The organism is Salinibacterium sp. PAMC 21357 (genome assembly GCF_000247645.1).
Classification (GTDB): Bacteria; Actinomycetota; Actinomycetes; order Actinomycetales; family Microbacteriaceae; genus Rhodoglobus.
In genome coordinates this window covers 1,233,012-1,255,405 of sequence record NZ_AHWA01000004.1, presented here as the reverse complement: position 1 = coordinate 1,255,405, position 22,394 = coordinate 1,233,012, and the positions used below count along the sequence as shown (strand labels likewise).

Below are 22,394 nucleotides of genomic sequence, written 5' to 3'. Positions count from 1 at the left end.
AGCATCCCGATGTCACACGAAAATCCTGTACGCATTCTTGCCTCAACGTCAGCGACGAAGATCATCAAGGCCGAACTTAACCGCCGCCGCTTCCTTGCCCTCTCGGGCACGACTGCTGGTGTCGCAGTTCTTGCCGCCTGTTCCTCAGACACCGGCGCCGGTTCGTCCCCTCAAGCCACCGGTGGGGCCCTTGAGGGTTCGCTGTCTGTCTACAGCTGGGGCGATTATGACGACCCCGATCTGGTTACCGAGTTCAGCGACGACTTGGGTCCGACGGTCACGTTCGACGCGTTCAACTCGAACGAAGAGCTGATCTCGAAGCTTGTTGCCGCCCGCGGTACGAGCGGCTACGACATTGTTGTGCCCACCGGCCCGTTCATCCCGCAGATGATCGAGAACGGCTTGCTCAGCAAGCTGAACCTCGACCTCATCCCCAATATCGCCGACATGGATTCTGACTTCCTGGGTCGCGACTGGGACCCCAAGAACGAGTACTCCATCTGCAAGGCGTGGGGCACGACCGGTTTCGTCTACGACAAGACCAAGATCACTCGCGAACTCACCAACTGGGCTGATTTCATTGACGCTGCGCAGAATGAGGCAAGCGGCAAGACTTCTGTGCTCGACGACCCCGCTCCCCTGCTCGGTATTTACTACTGGGCGAATGGCATCGATTGGAACACGACCGACGAGGCTGACCTCGCTGCCGCAGAGGAGTTCCTCACCACTCAGCTCGCCCCGCACATCTCCGCTTTCGACTCCTACCCCGGTGGTGCTGCGATTCCGCAGGCGCAGCACATGCTCATGCAGTCGTGGAACGGTGACGCTCGCATTGGCATCATGGAAAGCGAAGACCCCGACCGTTGGCAGTGGGTGCTCGGTTCTCCCGACACTGAACTGTGGATGGATAACTGGGCTATCGCCGAGGGTGCCCCCAACCCTGAAGCGGCACACGCTTTCATTAACTACGTGCTCACCCCCGAGGCTTCGCTTCGCGAACTCGACTACATCGGGTACCACACTGGCGGAGCTGGCATCGAGGACACAGCGCGTGCCGAGGGCCTCGAAATGCTCGATCTCGTGTTCTTCGACGAAAAGCAGATCAGCACAATGCACACCCAGGCAATTGGCGAAGCGCAGCAGCGCATTGTAGAAATTTGGGACAAGACCAAAGCCTCCGCTGGCGCCTAGTCACTGACGTTAGTAGAGCAAGTTATGACCACCATCGCTGAGAAACGCGCGGCGCCCGATTCGGGGCGTCGCGCCACTCGACCACGCCCTCGCTGGTTGAAGCTTCCTAGTTTTGCGCTCGCCATCCCGGCCTGGGCGTGGCTATTTGCGTTCTTTGTTGCGCCAGTAGCTCTCGTTGTGTGGTTCAGCTTTGGCTACAAGCCGGGAATTTTCGGTACGCACGCCAATGATGTGTTGTCGTTTGATCGCTACGCCGAAGCCCTGTCACCGACGTTCTTCTCGACGTTTCAGAACACTCTCTGGGTGGGGGTAGTCGGCACGCTCATCTGCTTGGCTATCTCTATCCCGTTTGCCTACTGGCTCGCGTTCAAAGCTCCGGTCGCTCGTCGCGGCATTCTGCTGGCCATGGTGATGATTCCGTTCTGGACGAACTTCTTGGTTCGCACAATCGGCTGGCAGATCATCCTCGCTCCCGGCGGTGTTCTTTCTGAGGCCATGCAATCAATTGGTCTTCTCAACGAACCCCTCGAGATCCTTTACACCCGTACGGCAGTGCTCATCGGTGTTGTCTACAACTACTTGCCGCTCATGATTCTGCCCATGTTCGTTGCTTTCGACCGCGTATCGCTACCGATGCGCGAAGCGAGCAAAGATCTCGGTGCCGGTCGGTGGTCAACGTTTATGAATGTGACACTGCCGTTGGCGAAGCCGGGCATAGTGGTCGGCATCCTGCTTGTCTACATCCCCCTCATGGGCGACTACATCACGGCAACGGTGCTAGGCGGTGCCAAGGGAAACATGGCTGGCCAGATGGTGGCGAACCAGTTTCAGACTGCCCAGAACTGGGCTCTCGGTTCAGCGATGGCGGTGGTGCTGGTGCTGACGATTCTTACCACGGTGGCAATCGCCGCTCTCGTGGCGTGGCTGGCCGCGTGGCCTCTGCGCCGTAGCCAGCGACTCGTGTTGGGAGACAAGTCATGAAGCGACTAACCCTGACAGATATTTCGCTCAAGGTGTGGGCCGTTGTCGTATTCGCGTTCTTGTTTGCGCCGATCGCGATCATCATCATTTACTCGTTCAATGAGGGTCGTCTTCTTGTTTCGTGGAATGAGTTCGGTTTCGGCTCGTTTAGCGCGATTGTCACGAAACCAGCAATCACGGATGCCGTTCTGGTCTCGATCCAGACAGGTTTCATCGCTGCCCTCATCGCGACCGCGCTCGGCACGATGGCTGGTGTCGCACTTGCTCGTCGGGCCGGCAAGTGGGCTCCGGCGTTCCTCATTCTGCTAGTGCTCGTGACGGTCACCCCCGAGATTGTGGATGCCGTCTCGTTGCTCCCCTGGATGGTTTTCCTCGGTCAGGATGTCGGTCTCAGCATGTTCGATAACGGAATCGTGCGCTTGGTCGTCGGTCACTCGTTGTTCGCTACCGCAGTGGTGGCTTACATTGTGCGCTCTCGCCTAGTCGGCATTGATGAGAGCTTGGAGGAGGCAGCGGCAGATCTTTATGCTCCCCCGTTCAAGCGGTTCACGCAGATCACCCTGCCACTCGTGATGCCGGCAGTGCTCGCCGGCGGGCTGCTCTCGTTCACGCTCAGCCTCGACAACACAATCGTTTCGGCTTTCGTGCAGGTTTCGGGTTCAACCCCGTGGCCCGTCTACGTGTTGAGCGCGGTGCGCACTGGACTGCGCCCGGAGATCGCCGCCGTTTCGACGATCATGTTGCTGCTCACGTTGCTCGCTCTTGGCCTGGTGGCCTACGTCTTGCGTCGCGCTGGCGACTCGGCAACCGACATCGCTAAGACCGTCGGTGGTGGCTAAGCCGGCAGCCCGCTCGATCACTCCCGCTAGTCCGCCGAACGCTTTTCGAACGAACCCAAAGGTGCACGAATCCATGTTGTTTGCTGACCTCATTTTTACCGGTGGCCCCATCTTCACGGCGACCGGTACTGAGCCGCGCCCCGGAAGTGTTGCCGTGCGCGACGGGCGCATCATCGCCGTGAGTAGTGCTGCGGACTCGGATGCTGCAGCGCCTACTCACGGCGTGACGACGGGCGGCGTGGCAACTGACGCCGTGACGACGAACGCAGTGGCTACCGACGCCGACATCCGCGCGCTCATCGGGCCCGACACCGAGGTCATCAACCTTGAGGGCAAGCTGTTGAGCCCGGGCTTTCAGGATGCCCACGTACACGCTGTGTGGGGCGGGCTCGACCTCATCCGCTGTGATCTGTCGCAAGACTCAACGCGCGATCAGTATGTAGCGCGGCTGAAGACCTATGCCGCGGCAAACCCTGAGCTCGAGTGGATTTTGGGCGGTGGCTGGAACATGTCGGCCTTCCCCGGGGGCACGCCCACGGCATCCGATCTCGACCTGGCTGTTGCCGACCGCCCGGCGTTCATCCCGAACCGTGACGGCCATGGCGCGTGGGTGAACTCGCGGGCGCTGGAGCTTGCGGGCATCACCGCCGAAACGCCCGACCCCGCCGACGGTCGCATCGAACGCGATGCCGCCGGCAACCCCACCGGGACGCTGCACGAAGGCGCGATGGCGCTCGTCAATCAGCTGCTGCCCGAGACATCGCCCGCCGACTATTCTCGGGCCCTGATGATCGGGCAAGAATATTTGCACTCTCTCGGCGTCACCGCCTGGCAAGACGCCATTCTCGGCGGTTACGGTGATGCGGGTGACGCCACTCCCGCCTACATGGAGGCCGCAACATCCGGAGCTTTGACCGCTCGTGTGGTTGGCGCACTGTGGTGGGATCGCACCCGCGGGCCAGAGCAGATTCCCGAACTAGTGCTGCGGCGCAAGAACAACGCCGCAGGGCGCTTCGCCGCGACGAGTGTGAAGATCATGCAAGACGGGGTTGCCGAAAACTTCACCGCGGCCATGCTTGAGCCCTACCTTGATGGGTGCGGGCACCACACCGACAACTCCGGCATCTCCTTTGTTGATGCCGCCCAGCTCATCTCCAACGTCACTGAACTCGACGCCCTCGGCTTTCAGGTGCACTTTCACGCCATCGGTGACCGTGCCGTTCGCGAATGCCTTGATGCCGTAGAAGCTGCGCGGGCAATCAACGGGCCCAACGATAACCGGCACCACATCGCGCACCTGCAGGTCGTGCATCCGGATGACATCCACCGCTTCGCTGAGGTGGGCGTGACCGCCAACCTGCAGTCGTACTGGGCTGCCCTCGAGCCGCAGATGGTCGACCTGACGCTGCCCTTCTTGGGTGACCCGCGCAGCTCCTGGCAGTATCCGTGGGCTGACCTGCACCGTGCCGGAACGCATTTGGCGTCGGGTAGCGACTGGTCGGTGTCGAGCCCCGACCCGATGGCGGCCATCCACGTTGCCGTCAATCGCATCGCTGCCCCCGGTCATAAAGAGGGCGAGTATGACGCCTTTCTCCCCGAGCAAAGCATCGACTTGCTGACCGCGATGACGGCGTACACCGCCGGCAGCGCGTTCACCAATCATCTGGACGAGACGGGCACGATCGAGGTGGGCAAGATTGCCGACCTCGTCGTTCTCGATCGCAACCCCTTCGCAGGGCCCGCCGACCAGATCGGCCTCACCCGCAGCGAACAGACCTTCGTCGAAGGCGAACGCGTGTTCCGCGCGCCCGCCCAACCATAAAGCTCGCCACCCGGCGAGAGAGGAAAGTGCCCCATGGGCAAGATAGTGTTCGAAAGAAACGCGCCAGCAGCGTCCGTTATCAGCCACTCGCTTGAGGGTTCGAAGCAGAAGCCGTTCTGGATCGATGATGTCAAGGACGCCCCGGAGTTCACCGCTCTGCGCGGCGACATCACCGCTGACCTCGCCATCGTGGGAGGAGGATATCTCGGCCTCTGGACTGCGGTGCTCGCGAAGCAACGCAACCCTGATGCCCGCGTTGTGCTGCTCGAAGCCCGCGAATTGGGTTGGGCCGCCTCGGGCCGCAACGGTGGTTTCTGCGAAGCCAGCCTTACCCACGGTGAAGAAAATGGCCTCAGCCGCTGGCCGAAGGAGTACGAACAGCTTGACCGCCTTGGGCTGCAGAACCTCGATGAGATTGAGGCGAGCGTTAAGTCGTTGAAGCTCGATTGTGACTTTGAGCGCACTGGCTCGCTTGACCTTGCCATCGAAGAGCACGAGGTCGCGTGGCTCAAAGAGACCGCGACCGACGAGAACACTGTCTTCCTCGACGAGGCTGCCGTACGCGCTGAAGTGAACTCACCCACCTACCTCGCCGCCATCTGGAATAAGCGCATCAATGCCCTTATCCATCCCGCCAAGCTCGTGCGCGAGTTGGCGCGAGTGGCGAGCGAGCTTGGGGTCGAGATCTTCGAGAACTCGCCTGCACGTCAGGTCGAGACATCCGGTGGCCCCACGGATGCCGCCGTCGTGCACACGCCGAAAGGTACGGTGCGGGCGGCGAGGGTTGCTCTCGCGACGAACGCGTTCCCGTCGCTGTTGAAGCGTGCGCGCTTGCAGACGGTTCCGGTCTATGACTATGTGCTCATGACGGAACCCTTGAGCCCGGCACAATTGGCGTCGATTGGGTGGTCGAACCGTCAGGGTTTGGCGGATATGGCTAACCAGTTCCACTACTACCGTCTGAGTGCTGACAACCGCATTCTGTTCGGTGGCTATGACGCGGTTTATCACTATGGTCGCAAGGTTCGCGATAGCTACGAGGATCGCCCGGAGAGCTTCGAGCGTCTCGCGAGCCACTTCTTCACGACCTTCCCGCAGCTGGAGGGCCTCAAGTTCAGCCACCGTTGGGCTGGGGCTATTGATGCGTCGACTCAGTTCAGTGCGTTCTACGGTTTGGCCCGCAATGGTCGCGTGGCGTACTCGGCTGGCTTCACCGGTTTGGGTGTTGGAGCGACTCGTTTTGCGGCTCAGGTGATGCTCGACAAGCTGGATGGTCTCACGACGGAACGCACCGAGTTGGAGATGGTGAAGAAGATGCCGTTGCCGTTCCCGCCGGAGCCGATCGCGTCAGTGGGCATTCAGGCCACGCGGTGGTCATTGAATCGCGCGGACCATAATCAGGGTCGCCGTAACGTGATTTTGAAGACGTTGGATGCTTTGGGGCTCGGTTTCGATTCTTAGTTCTCCGGTTCAGATGTTCGCGGTGCTGCGGGGAGCCTGAGAGTGGTCTGTAATAACTTGCACAGTTGTGTGCAAGTTATTACAGTTGACGGAATGACCACCTCCGCTCCCCGTCGCCCGAGACAGGACGCAGTCGACAATCGCGCTGGCATCCTCAGTGCCGCGACCGCCGCCATCGCCAACGACCCGCAGGCATCCATCAACACCATCGCCCGCAATGCTGGGCTATCCCGTCGTGCGCTCTATGGTCACTTCGCCGACCGAAACGCCCTCGTCAATGAGATCGTCGACGCCGGCGCTCAACGCTTCAACCGCATCGCCCTCAGCGTCACCGACGCCGATGCCCGCGTAGCCCTCGCCCGCCTCACCTCACTGCTCTGGCAAGAGGCAGCCCACGTGCAAGTCGCCGCCTCCATCGCGCTCGACGACACCCACCTTGCCTCAACCGGCGAAGCCCTCGGCCCGCTGCGTGCCGCCGTCGCCGCCATTCTGCAACGAGGGCAAGACGACGGAACACTGCGCACTGATGTGGATGTCACCACCCTCGCCCGCCTCGTCGAAGAAGCTGCGCGCGCCGCCATCACCCGCGTCGATGCGTCACTGCCCGAAGCTCGTTCGCTCGCCGTGCGCACCACACTCAGCGTTGCCGGACTGTCGTGGCGCGAGAGCGTTGCCCTGCTCGAAGAGCACCCCGAGATTCTGGGTGCAGCCGAGCCACGCGACGAACCTTCGCCACGCAGAAGCCGCTAATGCGCGTCGAACTGCACGGCGTCACCAAAGGCCGTGACGCTGAGGCTCTGCCCGCAACATCCACAAGCTTCGTCAGCGGCAGCGCGACCCTTGCTGTTGCCGAAACCGAGCAACGCCCAACGGTGCTCGGCCTCATCGCTTCTGGTCGCATGCGCCCTGACTCTGGCTCGGTCACGCTCGACGGAAAGTCGGATGCCCGGGGCCTCCGTCGTCGCGTAGCTCTCGTAGATGCCCCCGGAGTTTCGGACCCCGACCCCGGCGTGCCACTCGTCGGCGTGGTCGCCGAGGAACTCATGTTTGCCGGCCGTCGCGCCGACCCGCTCTCGACCAGACGCTGGCTCGACGAGATCGGCTACCGCAGCCTTGCCTCAACCCCCATCGCCGACGTTGAGCCCCTCACTCGCTTGCGCCTTCTCTGCGAGCTGGCTGTGCTGCGCCCCCACGTCGCAGCCCTCGTCGTCACCGCGCCCGACCGCCACGGCGGCCAACCCCTCGACTGGTGGAACCTGCTCGGCGAATTTGCCAACCGCGGGTTCGCCGTATTAGCGGTTGCCGGTAGCGCCTCAGAATGGGCCATCACTCACGCCGACGTGATCGCGCGTGCCGAATCGGCCGAAGCATCCCTGCGAGACACCCTCGGCGCCCTCGGCGCTCTTGACGAACGTACCGCTGCCTGGGCCCAAAGTGGCGGCGGCGTAGGAGTAGACAACGCATGAAGGTTCCTGCAATGATCGCCGCTGAACTGCGGCGACTCACTTCTTCACGCATGGCCATGTTGGCTTTGCTCGCCCTCATGGCCGTTCCCGTTCTCTATGGCGGCGTCTACCTCTGGGCAAACCAAGACCCTTATGGCAGCTTCGCTGAAGTTCCCGTCGGGTTGGTGATTTCCGATGACGGTGTTGCCGCCGACGGCGATACGGAGGCGGTGAACTACGGCGAGCGCGTTGCCGACGATCTCCTCGCGGGCAACGCCTTTGAATGGCACGTGCTTTCGGCATCCGATGCTTCGAATGCTCTGGCCGACGGCTCGGTCGACTTCACCGTGACAATCCCGAGCGACTTCTCGGATGCGCTGCGCTCCATCGCCGGCACGGACCCACATCAGGCAGAGATCGACCTCGAAACCAATGACGCCAACAACTACTTGGCATCCACGATTGGCAAACAGGCAGTTGAGCAGATTCGGCGGTCGGTGGCGGAACTCGTGGGAAAAGAAGCAGCCAGCTCGCTGCTGACAGCGCTCTCTGACATCCGCACCGAACTTTCTGATGCCACCGCTGGGGCAACTCAGCTCGTCGACGGCTCTCACGATGCCGTAACGGGTGCCCAGCAATTGGCGGATGGCGCCGATACTCTGGCCACCGGCTTGAGCACTCTCAGCACCGCAAGCGGCAGCCTGGTTGCCGGTGCCGACCAAGTCTCCTCCGGAGCAGCTCAAGTAGCTGCCGGCAACCGCGAACTTGCCGGGTACGCCGACCGTGCCGGCACCGCAGCGCAGACCATTGCGGATGCGCTGCCCACGGCCCGCGCCGATCTTGTCGCCGCGCTCACCGCTCAGGGACTCGATGGCCCAGCGATTGACGACGTGCTCACCGCGCTCGACCCGCTCAGCGATCGCATTGCCGAAGGAAATGGCACTGTGCAGTCGGCGGTATCGAAGGTCGATGAACTATCGGCGGGCGCAAACAGCCTCGCGAGCGGTGCTGCCACACTGGCGTCAGGCGCGACCCAGCTTGCGGCCGGAGTAGGCTCCGCACATTCGGGAGCCTCGACCCTCAGCACCGGTGTCACAACCCTCGGCACAGGGTTAGGCACCCTCGCCGACGGCACCACCGAACTGCGCGATGGGCTCGAAAGTGGTGTCGAAGCAATCCCGAACTCCAGCGCCGACCTGCGCGCCCAACAATCAGAAGCCATCGCAGATCCGGTCGCCGTGGAGACCAGTGCCGTCACCACTGCGGGCAACTATGGTGCCGGCCTCGCCCCGTTCTTCACCGCGCTTGCCGGCTGGATCGGAATCTACGCCCTCTTCCTTATCGTCAAGCCCGTCTCGAAACGTGCCGTCACCGCCCTGCGCTCACCCGTACGCGTCGCCATCGCTGGCTGGCTCACCCCCGCCGTGCTCGGCGCCATCCAGATGATCGCCCTCTTCGGGGTGCTCGCCGCAGCGCTGGGCTTCAGCTTCACGCATCCGATCGGCACCCTCGGCGTAATGATCGCGGCAAGCTTCACCTACGCGGCGATCATTCTCGCGCTCAATATCTGGTTCGGCTCCGTCGGCCAGTTCCTCGGACTCGTATTGATGGTGCTGCAGCTCGTCACCGCTGGCGGCACCTTCCCTTGGCAAACCCTGCCCGCCCCGCTCGCCGCACTGCACCACGTGCTGCCGATGGGTTACGTCGTGGATGCCATGCGCCAACTCATGTACGGCGGCGACCTCGCCCGCGTCGGCACCGACGCCATCGTGCTCGGCGCTTGGCTCGTCGGAGCCCTCATCCTCGCTGCCATCGGCGTCACCAGGATGACCCACCGCCGCACCCTGCGCGACCTGCAGCCAAGTCTCATAGGCTGAGCTCATGACTGAACCAGCACCGCTCCTCACCGCCGGCACTCCCCTTGCGGCGAGCGCCGTCCCCGTCGCCCACGAAGCGCTCGCTGCGTCAGAAGTGGTTGAGGGCACTCCGACCGCGGGCTACGCCGTGCTCGATACCCTCGGCGACAGCGAGATCGGCATCTGGGAAATGACCTCGGGCACCGCGACCGACACCGAGGTCGATGAGGTCTTCGTTGTCATTAGCGGGCGCGCCAGCATCCACTTCGCTGCGGATGATCGCACGATCGCTGTGGGCCCCGGCGATGTTGTGCGGCTCACCGCCGGCATGCAGACCACGTGGACCATCAGCGAAACGCTGCGCAAGATCTACATCAGCTAGGGGTCGCTATCGGCGCGGAGATTCGGGCCCGCACGTACGGGCGGGCGCCCGGGTCGCGTACCGTAGGAGCATGATTACACGACGGGAAGCCGCGCTGCGCCTAGACATCCCTCTAGAGATGGCTCGCCGGCATGACCTCCCGAATCGGATGTCAGATGCCGAGTTCGAAGAACTAGAAGCCAACCCGCCAGCGTGGTTGGTTCAGTCGCGCGCTAACCGCACCGGCAAGCGCCCCGTCTGGATGCAGCTCACGTGCACGGTCTGCGGCTTCACCGAGGCGGCGCGCCCCAAGAAGTGGTGGCCGGCTTTCACCTATTTGACCTGTGATTGGCATGACGCGGATGAGCTTCCCGCTCCCGCCGACGGTGTGTTCCGCTCGGAGATCGACGGCATTGGCAGTCGCTTCGTGGGCATCGTCGACGAGAAGGTTTAACGAGACACACCCGCTGGCTGCGTAGCGCGAGCCAGCGCAAAACTATTTCTTCGGTAGCGGCTTCGCAGCACCGGCCAGCACAAGCGCCACCAGAATCGGCAGCCCAATAGCGAGCAGCGCGAACCTGATTCCGACGACGTCGCCGAGAAAACCGAGCAGCGGCGGTCCGGCGAGGAACGCGACGTAGCCGAGAGTGGAGACCACTGACACTCGGGCCGCAGCCCGCTTGGGGTCATCGGCTGCTGCCGACATCCCCATCGGGAAAGCAAGCGCAGCACCGATTCCCCACAGGGCAACCCCGATCATGGCGAGCCACAGGGTGGGGGCGAACACAAAGAGGGTGAGTCCGATTGCCGCGGCCGCCATGCTTCCGCGCAGTACCGGAACGCGACCGAACTTGTCTATTGCTCTGCCGCCGAAGAAGCGCATCGCGGTCATCGCGAGAACGAAGGCGGCAAACATGAGGGCACCATTGGCTTCGGTGACGTCGAGTCCGTCGACGGCAGCTTTGGCGATCCAGTCGTTTCCGGCGCCCTCAGTGAGGGTAGCGCCGAGCACCACAACACCGATCAGCAGGGTGCGGCGGTCGCGCCAAGCACTGCGCACCTTCGGCGGGGCAAGTTCTCCCTCCGGGTGCGGTGGTTCCGGGATGTGCGGCAGAAAGTACTTCGGAAGCCACTGAGTTGCCACCGCCACAACGACAGCAATCACGAGTAAGTGAGCGGGCAGTTCCACGCCCAAGTTTGCGAGCCCCGCACCGATGATGGCACCAAGGAATGCTCCTCCGCTGAACGCGGCGTGAAGTTGCGGCATGACAGTGCGACCCAGTTTGTGCTCGACGTCGGCGCCCTCGATGTTGATTGCGACATCCCAGAGTCCGATCCCGATGCCAAAAACGAACAACGAAATCGCGGTGCCTACGGTGGATGCCGCGGAGAGTGAGAGGGCGATACCGACACCGGCGAGCGCAGAAATCAGCCCCGCCAGCCGCACAGTATTTGCGGTGCCAAGCTTGCTCGCCACATACCCGGCACTGGGCAGAGCAATAAGGGAACCGACCGCAAGGCACAGCAGCAGCCCGCCCATCTGCCCCGGAGTGAGGTTGAGGGTGTCCGTGACGGCGGGGATGCGCGCCGCCCAGCTCGCAAATACGAGTCCGTTGATGCCGAAGACCACAAACGTCGCGATAACAGCGACTCTGAGTTGTGTTGCGGATGCGGTGGTGCTGACAGTCATAAGGTCAATACTCTCAGTGAAAGCGGTCACCGCCTGATTGGACAGTCAGCCACAACACGGACATGTACTAAGTAGGAGCAACCCTACGAACCGGAGAATGTCATGGACAGAACGACCGAACTGCTCGAAGCGAGCGCCCCGCGGCGGGGACTGACGAATCCCGCGATCAGCACAGCGCTGAGCGACGTCGTTGAGTCGACCACGAAATCGCCCCGCTATCGACGCCCGGTTTTCATCGCCGGGGTCTCGGCGCTCCTCCTTGGCGCGGGCACCGCAGCCGCGGCTGCGGCCGGGCTTTTGTTTCCCATCCTTCCGCAAACCGACGAAGGCTACGACCTCTCGTGGAACGTCATCATCACCACTCACGGGCAAGAGTTCGCCTGCAGCGGAGGGTTCACCCTCGAGCCTGTCGAAGATCAACCCGGCTTCGACCAAGAGGTCTATGACGACGCAAAACTATTCCTTCAGACAGAAGACTGGTCGGGCATCCACCCTGACTCCGCCTTCATGGACCAAGAGACGGTTCTCGCTAAGCACACCGCCGAGGTTCTCGCGAGGTCTATCAAGACCCAGGTCATGGCGGCGGTGTTCGCTGAATTCGAGTCACGTGGCACACCGTTGATGGGCATCTCGGGGAGAGGAATTGACGAGTGCACTCTATAGACACTCGGGCCCGGGAGGCGCTCCAGCGACACCAGGCGGCGCTCCTTTCGTATTTCACTTATCGCGTGGAGAACGTCGAAGACGCTGCGGATCTTTTCTCCGAGACAGCCCTCGTCGCCTGGCGGCGCCGGCGCACGATGCCCGCCATCGACGAGGAAGCGAAGCGGTGGCTGTATGGAGTCGCCCGCAACACACTGTTCAACCACCGCCGGGCTGGGCGCCGTCGCAACAAACTTTGGGAAACTCTGCGCAAAGAGCTCGTTCGCGCTGACACTCTCGCGGTCGCCGAAAGCGCAAACAACCTCCAGTTCGAGGTTCGCGCCGCCCTTGACTCCTTGCCGAGCGCGCAGGCCGAACTGCTGAAGCTCATCCACTGGGATGGCCTGACGATTGCGGATGCCGCAGCCGTACTCGAACTTAATGCGTCGACCGCACGCAGCCGGTACTCGGTCGCGAAGGCAGCGATCGAAGCCGCACTCTCAGCGAATGCTGCAATCACCGAGCATCCTCGACGACGCGCGGCAGTAAACAGCGCTATTGAGCCCACCAAAACGTGTGGGTATTATGTTAAGCATGATAGTTAATGACGTCGGCGCTCAACTGCGCAAGGGTGTCGTTGAATACTGCGTCCTCGGCTCCCTCGAGCGTGAGGCAATGTACGGCTGGCAGCTGTCAGAGAAACTCATCGACGATGGCATGATCGCGAGCATCGGCACGCTCTACCCCGTGTTGGCGCGATTACGCACAAAGGGCTTCGTCGCCTCGTTTGACGAGTCATCAGAACGTGGCCCTTCACGTCGCTACTATCGCCTGACCGCTTCGGGAACCGCCCAGTTGCAGGCATTTCGAAAACAATGGAAACCATTCGCGGATGCCGTTGCCGCGATTGTGGGAGAGGACACCGCTCATGCCTAATAATGTGCCTGACATCACCACCAACTACCTCCGCGATCTCGATGATGCGCTCGTGAGCCTCGACGGTGACGTGCGCCGAGACCTGGTTCAGGGTGCCCGAGAAGAATTGCACGGGCTAGACGCCGACGCAGCACGAGAACGCATTGCGGCCCTCGGCGACCCTGCCTTTATCGCGGCAGAAGCCAACGACGCTTCGGATCGCGGCGACACTGCCCCGTCGGCGTCCACGGCGGCAGCAACCGCGCACTCTGAACCGCGCGCGTTGCCTCGACCGCCTGCGCGAGCGGGGCGTGGTTATGCCATCACCGCGAGCCTGCTCTTCGCGCTTGGCGGGGCCATTGTCCCCGTTCTCGGCTGGGTCGCAGGGCTCGTCATGGTGGCGATTTCGCCCCAGTGGCGGCGTTGGGAGAAGCTTGTCGCCATCCTCCCGGCACCTGTCTTTGGAGCACTGATATTCGCGCTCACCCTGGCAGCACCGGAGCCCAAACGAGGTGACGCCGTTAACCCGTTGGTTCCAAACATTTTCGACATCTGGTGGTCGTACGCCCTGCTGCTCCTGGTGGTTAACCTCGTCGGTGGCCTGTGGTTGCTGTGGCGTTCCCAGCGGGATCCGCAATCTCCTCCTCACCGCGCCCAACATCATCCCTCCGGGGGACGCCGTTAGGCCGAATCAGCTTCTAGACTTAAGACATGATTGAAATTCAAGGATTAACCAAGAGGTATGGCGCCAAAACCGCCGTCGATAACATCACCGCGACCATCCGTCCCGGTATCGTCACCGGCTTCCTCGGCCCGAACGGCGCAGGCAAGTCCACCACAATGCGCACCATTATTGGCCTCGATCGCCCCGACTCCGGAACGGTCACCGTAAACGGCAAGCGGTACGCCCAGCACCACAACCCCATGCACGAGGTTGGCGCGCTGCTCGACGCCAAAGCAATCCACACGGGGCGCACCGCCTACAACCACCTGCTTGCCATGGCGGCTACGCACGGCATCGGCAAAGCACGCGTGCACGAAGTCATTGCGATGACCGGCCTCGAATCTGTTGCCAAGAAGCGCGTCGGCGGCTTCTCGCTCGGCATGGGCCAGCGCCTCGGAATCGCCGCCGCCCTCCTCGGTGACCCCCAAACCCTGATCCTCGATGAGCCGGTCAACGGCCTCGACCCCGAAGGCGTGATGTGGGTGCGCAAACTCACCAAGCACCTCGCCTCGCAGGGCCGCACAATCTTCCTCTCCTCTCACCTCATGAGCGAGATGTCCCTCACCGCAGACCACCTCATCGTGCTCGGGCGTGGCCGCATCATTGCGGATGCCCCCGTCGGCGAAATTTTGGCGCTAGCAACCGGAACGGCTGTGCGGGTCCGAACACCGCAGGCCACCGACCTCGCCAACCGCCTCGCCAGCAGCGACGTGACCGTCACCAGCGTGGAAGGTGACCTTCTGACTATTGCCGGTCTGGCATCCGCTCAGATCGGTGAGGCAGCAGCACAAGCAGGAATCGTGTTGCACGAACTCACTCCCCTCTCTGCTTCGCTTGAGGATGCCTACCTAGAGCTCACGCAAGACGATGTTGAATACCACTCGGAGGTTTCCCGATGACAAACACCGCCCTTGAAGCCCCACAGACTTCGACAGCGCACAGTTCGACCCACCTGAGCTTTCCCCGCGTGGTTCGTTCCGAGTGGATCAAGCTGCGCACCCTACGCTCCACCCAGTGGTCATTCGCGATCTTCGTGTTGCTCACGGTTGGTTTCGGTCTGCTCATGGCGGTCACCCTCGACACCTCCAGCGGCCCGGCGGTCGACGCTGAAACGCAGAAATCACTCACCGTGATGGTGGCAACGCTCGGCGTGAACTTCACGCAGCTCGTCGCCGCTGTGCTCGGCGTGCTGATTATTAGCGGCGAATACACGACGGGAATGATCCGTTCAACGTTCGCTGCGGTGCCCACCCGCTTGCCTGCCCTTTTCGCTAAGGCACTCGTTCTGGCAGTGGCTACCTTCGTCGTCAGTCTGGCGTCGATCATCGTGACCGCACTGGTGACCGCTCCGATCCTGGCCGGGCAGGGCATTGAAGGCCAGCTATTCGATGGCGAAGTGATGCGCGCTCTCGTGGGCGGCGCCGGCTACCTCACCCTGGTTGCTTTACTGGCATTCGGATTCGGTGCGGTTCTGCGCAACAGCGCCGGGGGTATTGCGAGCGTGCTCGGCTTGATCCTGGTTGTTCCCACCGTTCTCGCGATTCTCGCGGGGATAACTCAGGCCGTCTGGGCCCAGAACCTATCGGCGTTCCTGCCGTCGAATGCTGGCGCGCTGATGTACGCCGTCGGTGATGGATCCGCTGCCGGAGGCCCACCGATCGGAGCGATCGGAGCAGAGGTGATCACCCTCGACACCACCCAGGGCTTCCTGGTGCTGTTGGGCTGGGTTGTCGTAATGATGATCGCAGCGGCCGCGCTCATCAAACGTCGCGACGCCTAGGTTCATCAAGCGAACTCGATTCACTCGCCCCCTTCCGTCGCGCACTCAGCGCAGTGGGAGGGGGCATTCGTGTTGTGGCGCCGCGAGCGTCATGACCCAATCGGGCCAGACAGCTGCAGTGCAAGATGGCCTATCGTGCCGATGCGCATACCGGCGGCGCAGCCCAGAGTTGTTGTAGAAGTTCCACACCGCGTGGGGCCGACGAACAGGGAGATCGAGATGCCATTCATCCAGGTCAAAGTTATCGAGAACGTCTTCAGCGATGAGCAGAAGCAAGAAATGATTCGGAACCTCACCGACGCCATGGTCGGGATAGAGGGCGAGAACATGCGCCCCGTAACGTGGTGCGTCGTGGAGGAGGTTCGCAGCGGCAGCTGGGGCATTGCCGGCAACCCGCTTTCTACCGCAGACGTGAAAGCGTTGGCAGCGGGTGTGAGTGCCTGAGTCCTCCACAATCGTCAGGCCGGCCGGGCCCAACCGGTCGGCCGGCCGGAGGAGGGCCATAATGAAGGGATGACGTCCCTTTCGTCGGCGCGAGCAGCATTAGACGCCGGTTCGTGGCAGGTCGCACGAGCCGAATTTCTCGCGGTCGCAAACGAGACTGCGGATCCTCTGGCCTACGAAGGCCTAGCCCAAGCTGCGTGGTGGCTCGACGACGGAGCAACGTGTGTCGGAGCCCGAGAGACCGCATATCGACGACATCGCGAGCGTGGCGACTCGCTCGGTGCCGCGCGTGCCGCCACCAGTTTGGCGTGGGATTCGCTGCTCTTCGGTCACGGCGACGCTGTTGCCCTTGGTTGGTGGACGCGAGCCGAGTCACTCCTCGAGGGGCGTGATGAGTCGGCCGAGCATGGCTGGCATGCCGTGCGAGGAGCGGAACTGGCCCTAGAAGTCGGGCACGATCCCGAACGGGCGTTGGGTGCCGCGATACGAGCGTCGGCTATCGGGCGCAGGCTCGAGCTGGAAGACCTTAGGGTTGTTGGCATGGCGCTGCAGGGCGTCGCTATGACTATCGCCGGAAATGTCGACGAAGGTATGTCGAAGCTTGACGCCTCCGTCGCCGCCGCGACATCCGGCGACGTCAGCGACCCGATGTGGATGGGCAAGGTCTGCTGCTGGTTGATCGCCACCTGCAACCGCAATAGTGACGCAACACGGGCCGCAGCTTGGTGCCGCCGGGTGGAAGCCATCTGCGCCGAACGTGACCTTGCTCCTCTTTTCAACGTCTGCCGCATCCAATACGCGGCGGTTCAAGTGGCGCGAGGATCGTGGCAGGAGGCTGAGCACGAACTGACCGGTGTGATACAACGACTAGCCGGTTCACTGCGCACCTCCCGACTGGATGCGGTTGTGCAACTGGGAGAGCTGCGTCGCCGCCAAGGTCGAGTCACTGAGGCTGAGGCACTGTTCGCCCAAGCCGAGTTTCACCCAGTCGCGATTGCGGGACTTGCTCGCATCCGTCTGGCCGCGGGCGATCCTGAGAGCGCGTGGAGTGCCATCCAGGCGCTACTTGATTGGCTGCCGCAGAAAAGCCGCATTCTCCGCGCCGACGTTCTCTCTCTCGCGGTAGTCGTGGCTCACGCTGCCGGCGCCGTAGAGCAAGCACAACTCTTGGCGAGCGAACTCCGTCACACTGCAGAGCTAACGGAAACCGATTCCTTGATGGCCGCAGCGTCTGTCGCGGAGGCGGCTCTCGTCCCGCCAGAAGCGGCAACCTCATTGCTGACTGACGCAGTGCGACGGTTTAATGCTGCGGGCTTGCGTTACGACGAAGCCCACACGCGCCTCGTGCTTGCGGAGGCGCTGCTAGCCACTGGAGACAAGCCGGAAGCTGAGCGGCATCTCAAGCTCGCCACCGACGTATTCGCTGAACTCTCGGCGGACGATGATTTGGCGCAGGCACGACGGCTAGCGTCCTCTGTTGGGGAGCGAACCGACCGTCTTCTCTCAACTCGCGAACTCGAAGTGTTGCGGCTGGTGGCGCAAGGAATGAGCAACCCGGAGATCGCGGCCTCTCTCGTGCTCAGCGAGCACACGGTGCACCGGCATGTCGCTAACATCCTCACCAAACTCGAGCAGACTTCGCGCACCGGTGCCGCGGCGTACGCCATTCAGACCGGTCTGCTCTGAGCGCGCTCGCTGTTGCGGCGCCTGAGTCAATCGCCAGAACTCGGCGGAAGAGTGTCTCGTTGCGCAATGATCGAGATGGTGTCGAGTCGTTTATCGTCGACCAGCTGCCGAAAGATTGCTGGCTCAGCGGCAACCACCAGGGAGTCGGGATAGAGCTGGCTGCCCCACGCGAGAGAGCCGTCGTCGTCCCACGCGAACGCGGCGACCCGAACACCGGCCTTTAGCGCAGAAGCGTCAGGAGGGAACTCGCTGTAGTCCTCCCCGAATATTCGCCGGCGAGCAGCATCCTTCGGGGCATCACCATAGCCATCCCACTGAAAACTGTGGAGGTTGATGTCGCCCACGGCATCGCGAAGGGCGTGGGCCGTCGCATCATCGAGCACGCCCTGGCATGGCAGCAGATCCCTAACCATTGGGTGCTCATCGGCCACACGATCGGCGAGTTCGAACCAATCCACCGAGGCAGATGCGCGGTCAAACCCGGAGAACGTCGACCAGCGAACGACAGTGCCACGCTCATCCGTCAACGGGAGAAACAGCCTCAGCATGGGCAGCGAGCGATGCGATTCCGGGATGAAGTCGCGAGCGAGCCATGCACTTCCCGACGGGGCAATACCAATCGCAGCTTCGTCCATGCCCAACACCTTACCGAGGGGAGGCGCGCAAGTCGGCGGCCTAGGCATAACCCTTACGCTGGCCGCCACCCGTGGCTACTCTGAAAGCATGAACGAATACGAGCACACGAAAGGCGAAGATGAAACGTCTGGCCCTGGAGGCTACGTCGGCTTCATCGATTGGCTAAACCGAAAACTGTTTCCTGCCCTAGGCACTCCCTATCTGGGACCTTACGACGCTGTCGTCGAGAAGGTCGCGGATGCAGTGTGTCCCGTCTGCGGGCAGCCGATGGCTGAGCACTTCATCGACCATTCCCGGCCGAACACAATTCTGCACTGTCCCGTTGAGCATCAACCACTGCCCGTCGATGACTCTCCTATAAACGAACTCGGAATGGACATCCCCTCCACCGACAACTAACGCGGTCAATGGTGAGGTAGCGACGACCTACAGTGGTGAGCATGGCATCCGTTACTCCCCTGAGCTCGAATACGGTCAGGTCAATCGTGACCCTCACCATCAACCCCGCGCTCGACATCAGCACGTCCACTCCTCGGGTTATTAGGGATCACAAGCTGCGCTGTGGCCCCAGCCGGATTGATCCTGGCGGTGGCGGAGTGAATGTGGCGCGCACGATTCAGAACCTCGGCGGGGATGCCCTCGCGATCTACGCTGCGGGCGGCCTCACCGGCGCCACCTACCGTCAGCTGCTCGAGGCGGAGGGCGTGCCGAGCCTCGCCGTTCCTATTGCCGGAACGACGCGGGAAAGCTTCACCGTCGACGAGTCCGAGTCACGCGACCAGTTTCGTTTCGTGCTGCAGGGCCCCGACTTTTCCGAAGCCGAATGGCGTGCCTGCCTGGCAGCGCTGGAGGAGGCCATTGTTCCCGGCGGCTATGTCGTTGCCAGCGGCAGCCTGCCCCCGGGAGTGCCCACGGACTTCTATGCCCAAGTGGCACGTTTGGCGCACAAACACGATGCTCGTTCGATCGTCGACACCTCGGGCGAAGCACTCGCTGCCGCGCTTGCCGAGGGCGTGTATCTGGTGAAACCGAGCCTCCGCGAACTCAGCGAGCTCGTCGGCAAAGAGTTGACTACCGAGCAGGATGAAGTGGATGCTGCCTCCGAGCTCATCGCTCGCGGCTCAGCCCAACTCGTAGCTCTCACTTTGGGCGAGGCGGGCGCTGTGCTCGCGTCAGCGTCTGGCGTTATCCGCTTGCCGGTGCCGAAAGTGCAGGTTCAGAGTGTTGTCGGCGCGGGCGACGCCTTTCTGGGCGCATTCGTGTGGCGGTTGTCGCAGGGGCACGATCCCGAAGCTGCCTTCCGTACGGCGGTCGCGGCGGGCAGTGCCACGGCAGCGAAACCGGCCACTGAGATGTGTGTCATCGCGGAGGTGGAGGCGCTCGAACTGCTTCTCCCTGATGCTACCCGCTACTGATCTGGCACCCCGATCTGTTCGCACTGCGCTCTGCTTACACTGCGCTGCACTCGGCCTGCGACGGCTGCTGCGGCTGCTGGTCTAAAAACCTCGTGTGAGAGAATCGGGCATGGCTGAATCATGGCGTCGCACACCGACCGAAAGTCCTGTCACTTTTGAGATTGATACGGCGGCGTCTCTTCCTCCCTTCGAGCAGATCAAGGCTCAAGCTATTGCTCAGATCGCGAGCGGTGAACTTCTTGCCGGCACGAAGCTTGCTACGGTGCGGCAGCTTGCCACTGATCTCGGCATTGCTCCGAACACTGTTGCGCGTGCCTACCGCGAGCTCGAAGCCGACGGCTTTCTGCTCTCGCGAGGCCGCAATGGCACCGTCGTGAAAGCGCGCCCCGGGGACGCCGCCGCACTGCTTCAACTCGACGCGAAGGCCTACGCCGACCGCGCCATCGAACTCGGCATCAGCGCCGATGAAGCCCAGCGCTTTATCGCCATCGCACTCAAGAAGTAGCGCAAAAGCAGCCCTGACGGGCGACCGCAGTCCCACGACCATGCGCGCGCCCACGACCTCCGGCCGCGATTCACCAGCGAATTACCGCAGCACTCCCAGTTCGCGCGCTTTCGATACCGCAGCGGTGCGCGACGAAACATTGAGTTTCGAAAAGATGTGCACGAGGTGCGATTTCACGGTGGTCTGCGACACAAACATGTCGCTCGCGATCAGAGCATTCGATTTGCCCTGGGCAACCAGCTCCATGACCTCAATTTCGCGTTTACTCAAACTCACTTGCGGCGCCCGCATCCGGTCAAGCAACCGGCCAGCAATGACCGGGGCTAGTGCGCTTTCCCCCGCGGCCGCAGCACGAACCGCCGCGATCAGTTCGTGGGGTGGCGCATCCTTCAGCAGGTAGCCACTCGCGCCAGCCTCCACTGCACCGAGAATGTCGCCATCGGTGTCGTAGTTGGTGAGCACCAGCACGTACGGGGCCGCATTGAGAGCACGGATGCGGCGCGTGACATCCGCCCCAGATTCCAGCGCGCCGAACTGCAAGTCCATCAGAATGACGTTCGGGTTGACGGCCTGTACGAGAGCAAAGGCTTCATCGGGGGTCGCGGCTTCGCCCACCACAGTGAGGTCAGCTTCGTGGTCGAGCAGGGCACGCAAACCGGCACGAACAACCGGATGATCATCCGCAATCGCTACCCGGATCATGCCTTCTCCTCACCCGACGGACCTAATGGGTTCAGCGTGAGGTCGACGGTTATCGTCGTGCCCGCACCGAGTTGTGAGTCTACGGTGAGGGCGCCATCCAATTGTTCGACTCGTTCGCGCGTCGCGGTGAGCCCGAACGAGTCAGAGAAACCGCGAGCTGCCGCCGCCTCGACTAGCGCCGGATCGAAGCCGCGCCCGTTGTCGCTGATCATCAGTCGCACGCCTGAACGATCCCGCTCAATCGAAATCGTGGCTTGCGTTGCCTCCGAGTGCTTCACGACATTGGCCATCGCTCCCTGCGCAATGCGCAGCAGTGCCGTCTGCAGGGGCATCGGCAGGTCGAGCACATCGGCAACGCGCACCCGCACTTCGCGCTCCGGGCTCTGCCACTGAGTTTCAGCCAAGCGGCGCAGAGCTGCGCCCATCCCCTGCTCTACAAGAGCGGCCGGGGCCAGCTCCCGAATGAAATTGCGGGTGTCTGCGAGGTTGACGGCCGCTGTTTCGCGAGCGAGCCGTACATGCTCAAGGCCTGCAGCATCCGGGTCAGCACGCTCGGCCGCATGCAGCAGTAGTTGGATGCTCGACAACCCTTGAGCGACAGTGTCATGAATCTCGCGCGCGAGTCTCGCTCGCTCCGCCAGCACCCCGGATTCGCGCTCGGTTTGCGCTAGCTGGTCGCGCGTCTCAAGGAGTTGCTTCACCAGTAGTTCGCGTTCGGCAGCTTCGGCCGCGAGCGACTTGTACCCAAGACCGATCACGATCGCGACACCGGCGCCGACTAGCGGACCAACGACTCCGCCAACAGTCCACTCACTGTGCAGTCCCAGCGCCGCGATCGCGAGCAGCGTTGAACCCAGTACTGCCAGAGTGCGCCAGCCGCGAGGCAACAGGTGCAGATAGAGAAAGAAGAGCGGGAACACGAGGTAGGCGGCATCCGGACTCAGCCACACCAGCACAAGCCATTCGCACGACAACATGAGTGCCCACACATAGGTACTCAGCGTTCGGGCGTTCGCGCCACCACCCCGAGCTCGGCGGGCCAGCACGCCGCCGAAACCGTACGTGATAATCAACAGAACCGCGAGCACAATCACGACTGCAGCGTTGGGGTTGCCGTCGACGAGTGCGCGCACCACGACGAGCGAGGTCAAGGCGGCAAAAAGAATGTGCAAACTGGTGCGCAGCCCCACAAAGACCGGGGTCAATGCAGTGTGGCTCATCGTTCGACCTTACTCCCGCGCGCGCGGGTACCGATCCATCGAAATGATGATTCTGGGCTCCGCCCTTAGAGCGCAGAAG

General features: G+C 62.5%; 25 protein-coding genes. 21 read left to right on the top strand and 4 right to left on the bottom strand.

Annotated elements, in window-relative coordinates; all coding sequences use genetic code 11:
* The first annotated feature begins 9 nt into the window (after positions 1 to 9).
* From ON14_RS09465 to ON14_RS09420, 10 genes are all read left to right on the top strand, one after another.
* Positions 10 to 1,191 (top strand): polyamine ABC transporter substrate-binding protein, encoded by a 1,182-nt coding sequence (locus ON14_RS09465; RefSeq protein WP_010204739.1) that lies wholly within the window; start codon positions 10 to 12, stop codon positions 1,189 to 1,191.
* A 24-nt stretch (positions 1,192 to 1,215) separates the two neighbouring features.
* Entirely contained in the window at positions 1,216 to 2,172 is a 957-nt protein-coding gene (locus ON14_RS09460) for an ABC transporter permease (RefSeq protein ID WP_010204738.1), read from the top strand.
* The gene (locus tag ON14_RS09455) at positions 2,169 to 3,011 is read left to right on the top strand and encodes an ABC transporter permease (RefSeq protein ID WP_010204737.1); all 843 of its coding nucleotides are present in this window, start codon (positions 2,169 to 2,171) and stop codon (positions 3,009 to 3,011) included. Before ON14_RS09460 ends, ON14_RS09455 begins: the two co-directional genes overlap by 4 nt.
* Positions 3,012 to 3,084: 73 nt before the next feature.
* A complete protein-coding gene (locus tag ON14_RS09450; protein WP_010204736.1) occupies positions 3,085 to 4,833 on the top strand; it encodes an amidohydrolase in 1,749 nt (582 codons plus the stop codon).
* Between the two features lie 33 nt (positions 4,834 to 4,866).
* Entirely contained in the window at positions 4,867 to 6,294 is a 1,428-nt protein-coding gene (locus tag ON14_RS09445) for an NAD(P)/FAD-dependent oxidoreductase (protein WP_010204735.1), read from the top strand.
* Positions 6,295 to 6,387: 93 nt separating this feature from the next.
* Complete coding sequence (locus ON14_RS09440) at positions 6,388 to 7,044, top strand: TetR/AcrR family transcriptional regulator (RefSeq protein ID WP_010204734.1); 657 nt, start codon at positions 6,388 to 6,390, stop codon at positions 7,042 to 7,044.
* On the top strand, positions 7,044 to 7,760 hold the full coding sequence (locus ON14_RS09435; RefSeq protein WP_010204733.1) for a hypothetical protein: 717 nt from the start codon (positions 7,044 to 7,046) through the stop codon (positions 7,758 to 7,760). Before ON14_RS09440 ends, ON14_RS09435 begins: the two co-directional genes overlap by 1 nt.
* Positions 7,757 to 9,616, top strand: a complete 1,860-nt coding sequence (locus ON14_RS09430) for a YhgE/Pip domain-containing protein (protein WP_010204732.1) — start codon at positions 7,757 to 7,759, stop codon at positions 9,614 to 9,616. The genes ON14_RS09435 and ON14_RS09430 overlap by 4 nt, the downstream gene beginning before the upstream one ends.
* Positions 9,617 to 9,620: 4 nt before the next feature.
* Positions 9,621 to 9,977 carry a cupin domain-containing protein gene (locus ON14_RS09425; protein WP_010204731.1) on the top strand — a complete coding sequence of 119 codons (357 nt, stop codon included), beginning with the start codon at positions 9,621 to 9,623 and terminating at the stop codon, positions 9,975 to 9,977.
* A gap of 70 nt (positions 9,978 to 10,047) precedes the next feature.
* Positions 10,048 to 10,410 carry a hypothetical protein gene (locus ON14_RS09420; protein WP_010204728.1) on the top strand — a complete coding sequence of 121 codons (363 nt, stop codon included), beginning with the start codon at positions 10,048 to 10,050 and terminating at the stop codon, positions 10,408 to 10,410.
* Between the two features lie 42 nt (positions 10,411 to 10,452).
* On the opposite strand, the gene ON14_RS09415 is transcribed toward ON14_RS09420, so the two are convergent.
* On the bottom strand, positions 10,453 to 11,646 hold the full coding sequence (locus ON14_RS09415) for an MFS transporter (RefSeq protein ID WP_010204727.1): 1,194 nt from the start codon (positions 11,644 to 11,646) through the stop codon (positions 10,453 to 10,455).
* Between the two features lie 102 nt (positions 11,647 to 11,748).
* On the opposite strand from ON14_RS09415, the gene ON14_RS09410 reads away from it, so the two are divergent.
* The 8 genes from ON14_RS09410 (at position 11,749) to ON14_RS09375 (ending at position 17,837) form a co-directional block, all read left to right on the top strand.
* Entirely contained in the window at positions 11,749 to 12,309 is a 561-nt protein-coding gene (locus ON14_RS09410; RefSeq protein ID WP_010204726.1) for a hypothetical protein, read from the top strand.
* Positions 12,297 to 12,893 (top strand): RNA polymerase sigma factor, encoded by a 597-nt coding sequence (locus ON14_RS09405; protein ID WP_010204725.1) that lies wholly within the window; start codon positions 12,297 to 12,299, stop codon positions 12,891 to 12,893. Before ON14_RS09410 ends, ON14_RS09405 begins: the two co-directional genes overlap by 13 nt.
* Positions 12,883 to 13,224, top strand: coding sequence for a PadR family transcriptional regulator (locus ON14_RS09400; protein ID WP_010204723.1), 342 nt, complete (start codon positions 12,883 to 12,885; stop codon positions 13,222 to 13,224). Before ON14_RS09405 ends, ON14_RS09400 begins: the two co-directional genes overlap by 11 nt.
* Positions 13,217 to 13,888 (top strand): HAAS signaling domain-containing protein, encoded by a 672-nt coding sequence (locus tag ON14_RS09395; protein ID WP_010204722.1) that lies wholly within the window; start codon positions 13,217 to 13,219, stop codon positions 13,886 to 13,888. The genes ON14_RS09400 and ON14_RS09395 overlap by 8 nt, the downstream gene beginning before the upstream one ends.
* Positions 13,889 to 13,914: 26 nt before the next feature.
* On the top strand, positions 13,915 to 14,826 hold the full coding sequence (locus ON14_RS09390) for an ABC transporter ATP-binding protein (RefSeq protein WP_010204721.1): 912 nt from the start codon (positions 13,915 to 13,917) through the stop codon (positions 14,824 to 14,826).
* Complete coding sequence (locus tag ON14_RS09385) at positions 14,823 to 15,707, top strand: ABC transporter permease subunit (RefSeq protein WP_010204720.1); 885 nt, start codon at positions 14,823 to 14,825, stop codon at positions 15,705 to 15,707. The genes ON14_RS09390 and ON14_RS09385 overlap by 4 nt, the downstream gene beginning before the upstream one ends.
* Positions 15,708 to 15,926: 219 nt before the next feature.
* A complete protein-coding gene (locus ON14_RS09380) occupies positions 15,927 to 16,151 on the top strand; it encodes a tautomerase family protein (RefSeq protein ID WP_010204718.1) in 225 nt (74 codons plus the stop codon).
* A 69-nt stretch (positions 16,152 to 16,220) separates the two neighbouring features.
* Entirely contained in the window at positions 16,221 to 17,837 is a 1,617-nt protein-coding gene (locus tag ON14_RS09375; RefSeq protein WP_010204717.1) for a LuxR C-terminal-related transcriptional regulator, read from the top strand.
* Positions 17,838 to 17,863: 26 nt separating this feature from the next.
* Here the strand turns inward: ON14_RS09375 and ON14_RS09370 are convergent, their stop codons facing one another.
* On the bottom strand, positions 17,864 to 18,472 hold the full coding sequence (locus ON14_RS09370) for a hypothetical protein (protein WP_010204716.1): 609 nt from the start codon (positions 18,470 to 18,472) through the stop codon (positions 17,864 to 17,866).
* An 88-nt stretch (positions 18,473 to 18,560) separates the two neighbouring features.
* Here ON14_RS09370 and ON14_RS09365 point away from each other — a divergent pair, with 88 nt between their 5' ends.
* The 3 genes from ON14_RS09365 to ON14_RS09355 all read left to right on the top strand — a co-directional run bounded on the left by ON14_RS09365 (position 18,561) and on the right by ON14_RS09355 (position 20,393).
* On the top strand, positions 18,561 to 18,872 hold the full coding sequence (locus ON14_RS09365; RefSeq protein WP_039742425.1) for a hypothetical protein: 312 nt from the start codon (positions 18,561 to 18,563) through the stop codon (positions 18,870 to 18,872).
* A gap of 41 nt (positions 18,873 to 18,913) precedes the next feature.
* A complete protein-coding gene (locus tag ON14_RS09360; RefSeq protein ID WP_010204713.1) occupies positions 18,914 to 19,888 on the top strand; it encodes a 1-phosphofructokinase family hexose kinase in 975 nt (324 codons plus the stop codon).
* 109 nt (positions 19,889 to 19,997) lie between these two features.
* Positions 19,998 to 20,393 carry a GntR family transcriptional regulator gene (locus ON14_RS09355; RefSeq protein WP_010204712.1) on the top strand — a complete coding sequence of 132 codons (396 nt, stop codon included), beginning with the start codon at positions 19,998 to 20,000 and terminating at the stop codon, positions 20,391 to 20,393.
* 81 nt (positions 20,394 to 20,474) lie between these two features.
* Here the strand turns inward: ON14_RS09355 and ON14_RS09350 are convergent, their stop codons facing one another.
* Positions 20,475 to 21,095 (bottom strand): response regulator transcription factor, encoded by a 621-nt coding sequence (locus ON14_RS09350; RefSeq protein ID WP_010204711.1) that lies wholly within the window; start codon positions 21,093 to 21,095, stop codon positions 20,475 to 20,477.
* Positions 21,092 to 22,315 carry a sensor histidine kinase gene (locus tag ON14_RS09345; RefSeq protein ID WP_010204710.1) on the bottom strand — a complete coding sequence of 408 codons (1,224 nt, stop codon included), beginning with the start codon at positions 22,313 to 22,315 and terminating at the stop codon, positions 21,092 to 21,094. Before ON14_RS09345 ends, ON14_RS09350 begins: the two co-directional genes overlap by 4 nt.
* Positions 22,316 to 22,394: the final 79 nt, after the last annotated feature.

Excerpts from the sequence above, each read along its gene's own strand:
- ON14_RS09450 (WP_010204736.1), top strand. The coding sequence starts at position 3,085 with ATGTTGTTTGCTGACCTCATTTTTACCGGTGGCCCCATCTTCACGGCG.
- ON14_RS09345 (WP_010204710.1), bottom strand. The coding sequence starts at position 22,315 with ATGAGCCACACTGCATTGACCCCGGTCTTTGTGGGGCTGCGCACCAGT.
- ON14_RS09395 (WP_010204722.1), top strand. The coding sequence starts at position 13,217 with ATGCCTAATAATGTGCCTGACATCACCACCAACTACCTCCGCGATCTC.
- ON14_RS09455 (WP_010204737.1), top strand. The coding sequence starts at position 2,169 with ATGAAGCGACTAACCCTGACAGATATTTCGCTCAAGGTGTGGGCCGTT.
- ON14_RS09365 (WP_039742425.1), top strand. The coding sequence starts at position 18,561 with ATGAACGAATACGAGCACACGAAAGGCGAAGATGAAACGTCTGGCCCT.
- ON14_RS09460 (WP_010204738.1), top strand. The coding sequence starts at position 1,216 with ATGACCACCATCGCTGAGAAACGCGCGGCGCCCGATTCGGGGCGTCGC.
- ON14_RS09375 (WP_010204717.1), top strand. The coding sequence starts at position 16,221 with ATGACGTCCCTTTCGTCGGCGCGAGCAGCATTAGACGCCGGTTCGTGG.
- ON14_RS09410 (WP_010204726.1), top strand. The coding sequence starts at position 11,749 with ATGGACAGAACGACCGAACTGCTCGAAGCGAGCGCCCCGCGGCGGGGA.
- ON14_RS09440 (WP_010204734.1), top strand. The coding sequence starts at position 6,388 with ATGACCACCTCCGCTCCCCGTCGCCCGAGACAGGACGCAGTCGACAAT.
- ON14_RS09350 (WP_010204711.1), bottom strand. The coding sequence starts at position 21,095 with ATGATCCGGGTAGCGATTGCGGATGATCATCCGGTTGTTCGTGCCGGT.
- ON14_RS09425 (WP_010204731.1), top strand. The coding sequence starts at position 9,621 with ATGACTGAACCAGCACCGCTCCTCACCGCCGGCACTCCCCTTGCGGCG.
- ON14_RS09390 (WP_010204721.1), top strand. The coding sequence starts at position 13,915 with ATGATTGAAATTCAAGGATTAACCAAGAGGTATGGCGCCAAAACCGCC.
- ON14_RS09355 (WP_010204712.1), top strand. The coding sequence starts at position 19,998 with ATGGCTGAATCATGGCGTCGCACACCGACCGAAAGTCCTGTCACTTTT.
- ON14_RS09360 (WP_010204713.1), top strand. The coding sequence starts at position 18,914 with ATGGCATCCGTTACTCCCCTGAGCTCGAATACGGTCAGGTCAATCGTG.
- ON14_RS09430 (WP_010204732.1), top strand. The coding sequence starts at position 7,757 with ATGAAGGTTCCTGCAATGATCGCCGCTGAACTGCGGCGACTCACTTCT.
- ON14_RS09400 (WP_010204723.1), top strand. The coding sequence starts at position 12,883 with ATGATAGTTAATGACGTCGGCGCTCAACTGCGCAAGGGTGTCGTTGAA.
- ON14_RS09380 (WP_010204718.1), top strand. The coding sequence starts at position 15,927 with ATGCCATTCATCCAGGTCAAAGTTATCGAGAACGTCTTCAGCGATGAG.
- ON14_RS09445 (WP_010204735.1), top strand. The coding sequence starts at position 4,867 with ATGGGCAAGATAGTGTTCGAAAGAAACGCGCCAGCAGCGTCCGTTATC.
- ON14_RS09465 (WP_010204739.1), top strand. The coding sequence starts at position 10 with ATGTCACACGAAAATCCTGTACGCATTCTTGCCTCAACGTCAGCGACG.
- ON14_RS09370 (WP_010204716.1), bottom strand. The coding sequence starts at position 18,472 with ATGGACGAAGCTGCGATTGGTATTGCCCCGTCGGGAAGTGCATGGCTC.
- ON14_RS09420 (WP_010204728.1), top strand. The coding sequence starts at position 10,048 with ATGATTACACGACGGGAAGCCGCGCTGCGCCTAGACATCCCTCTAGAG.
- ON14_RS09435 (WP_010204733.1), top strand. The coding sequence starts at position 7,044 with ATGCGCGTCGAACTGCACGGCGTCACCAAAGGCCGTGACGCTGAGGCT.
- ON14_RS09415 (WP_010204727.1), bottom strand. The coding sequence starts at position 11,646 with ATGACTGTCAGCACCACCGCATCCGCAACACAACTCAGAGTCGCTGTT.
- ON14_RS09385 (WP_010204720.1), top strand. The coding sequence starts at position 14,823 with ATGACAAACACCGCCCTTGAAGCCCCACAGACTTCGACAGCGCACAGT.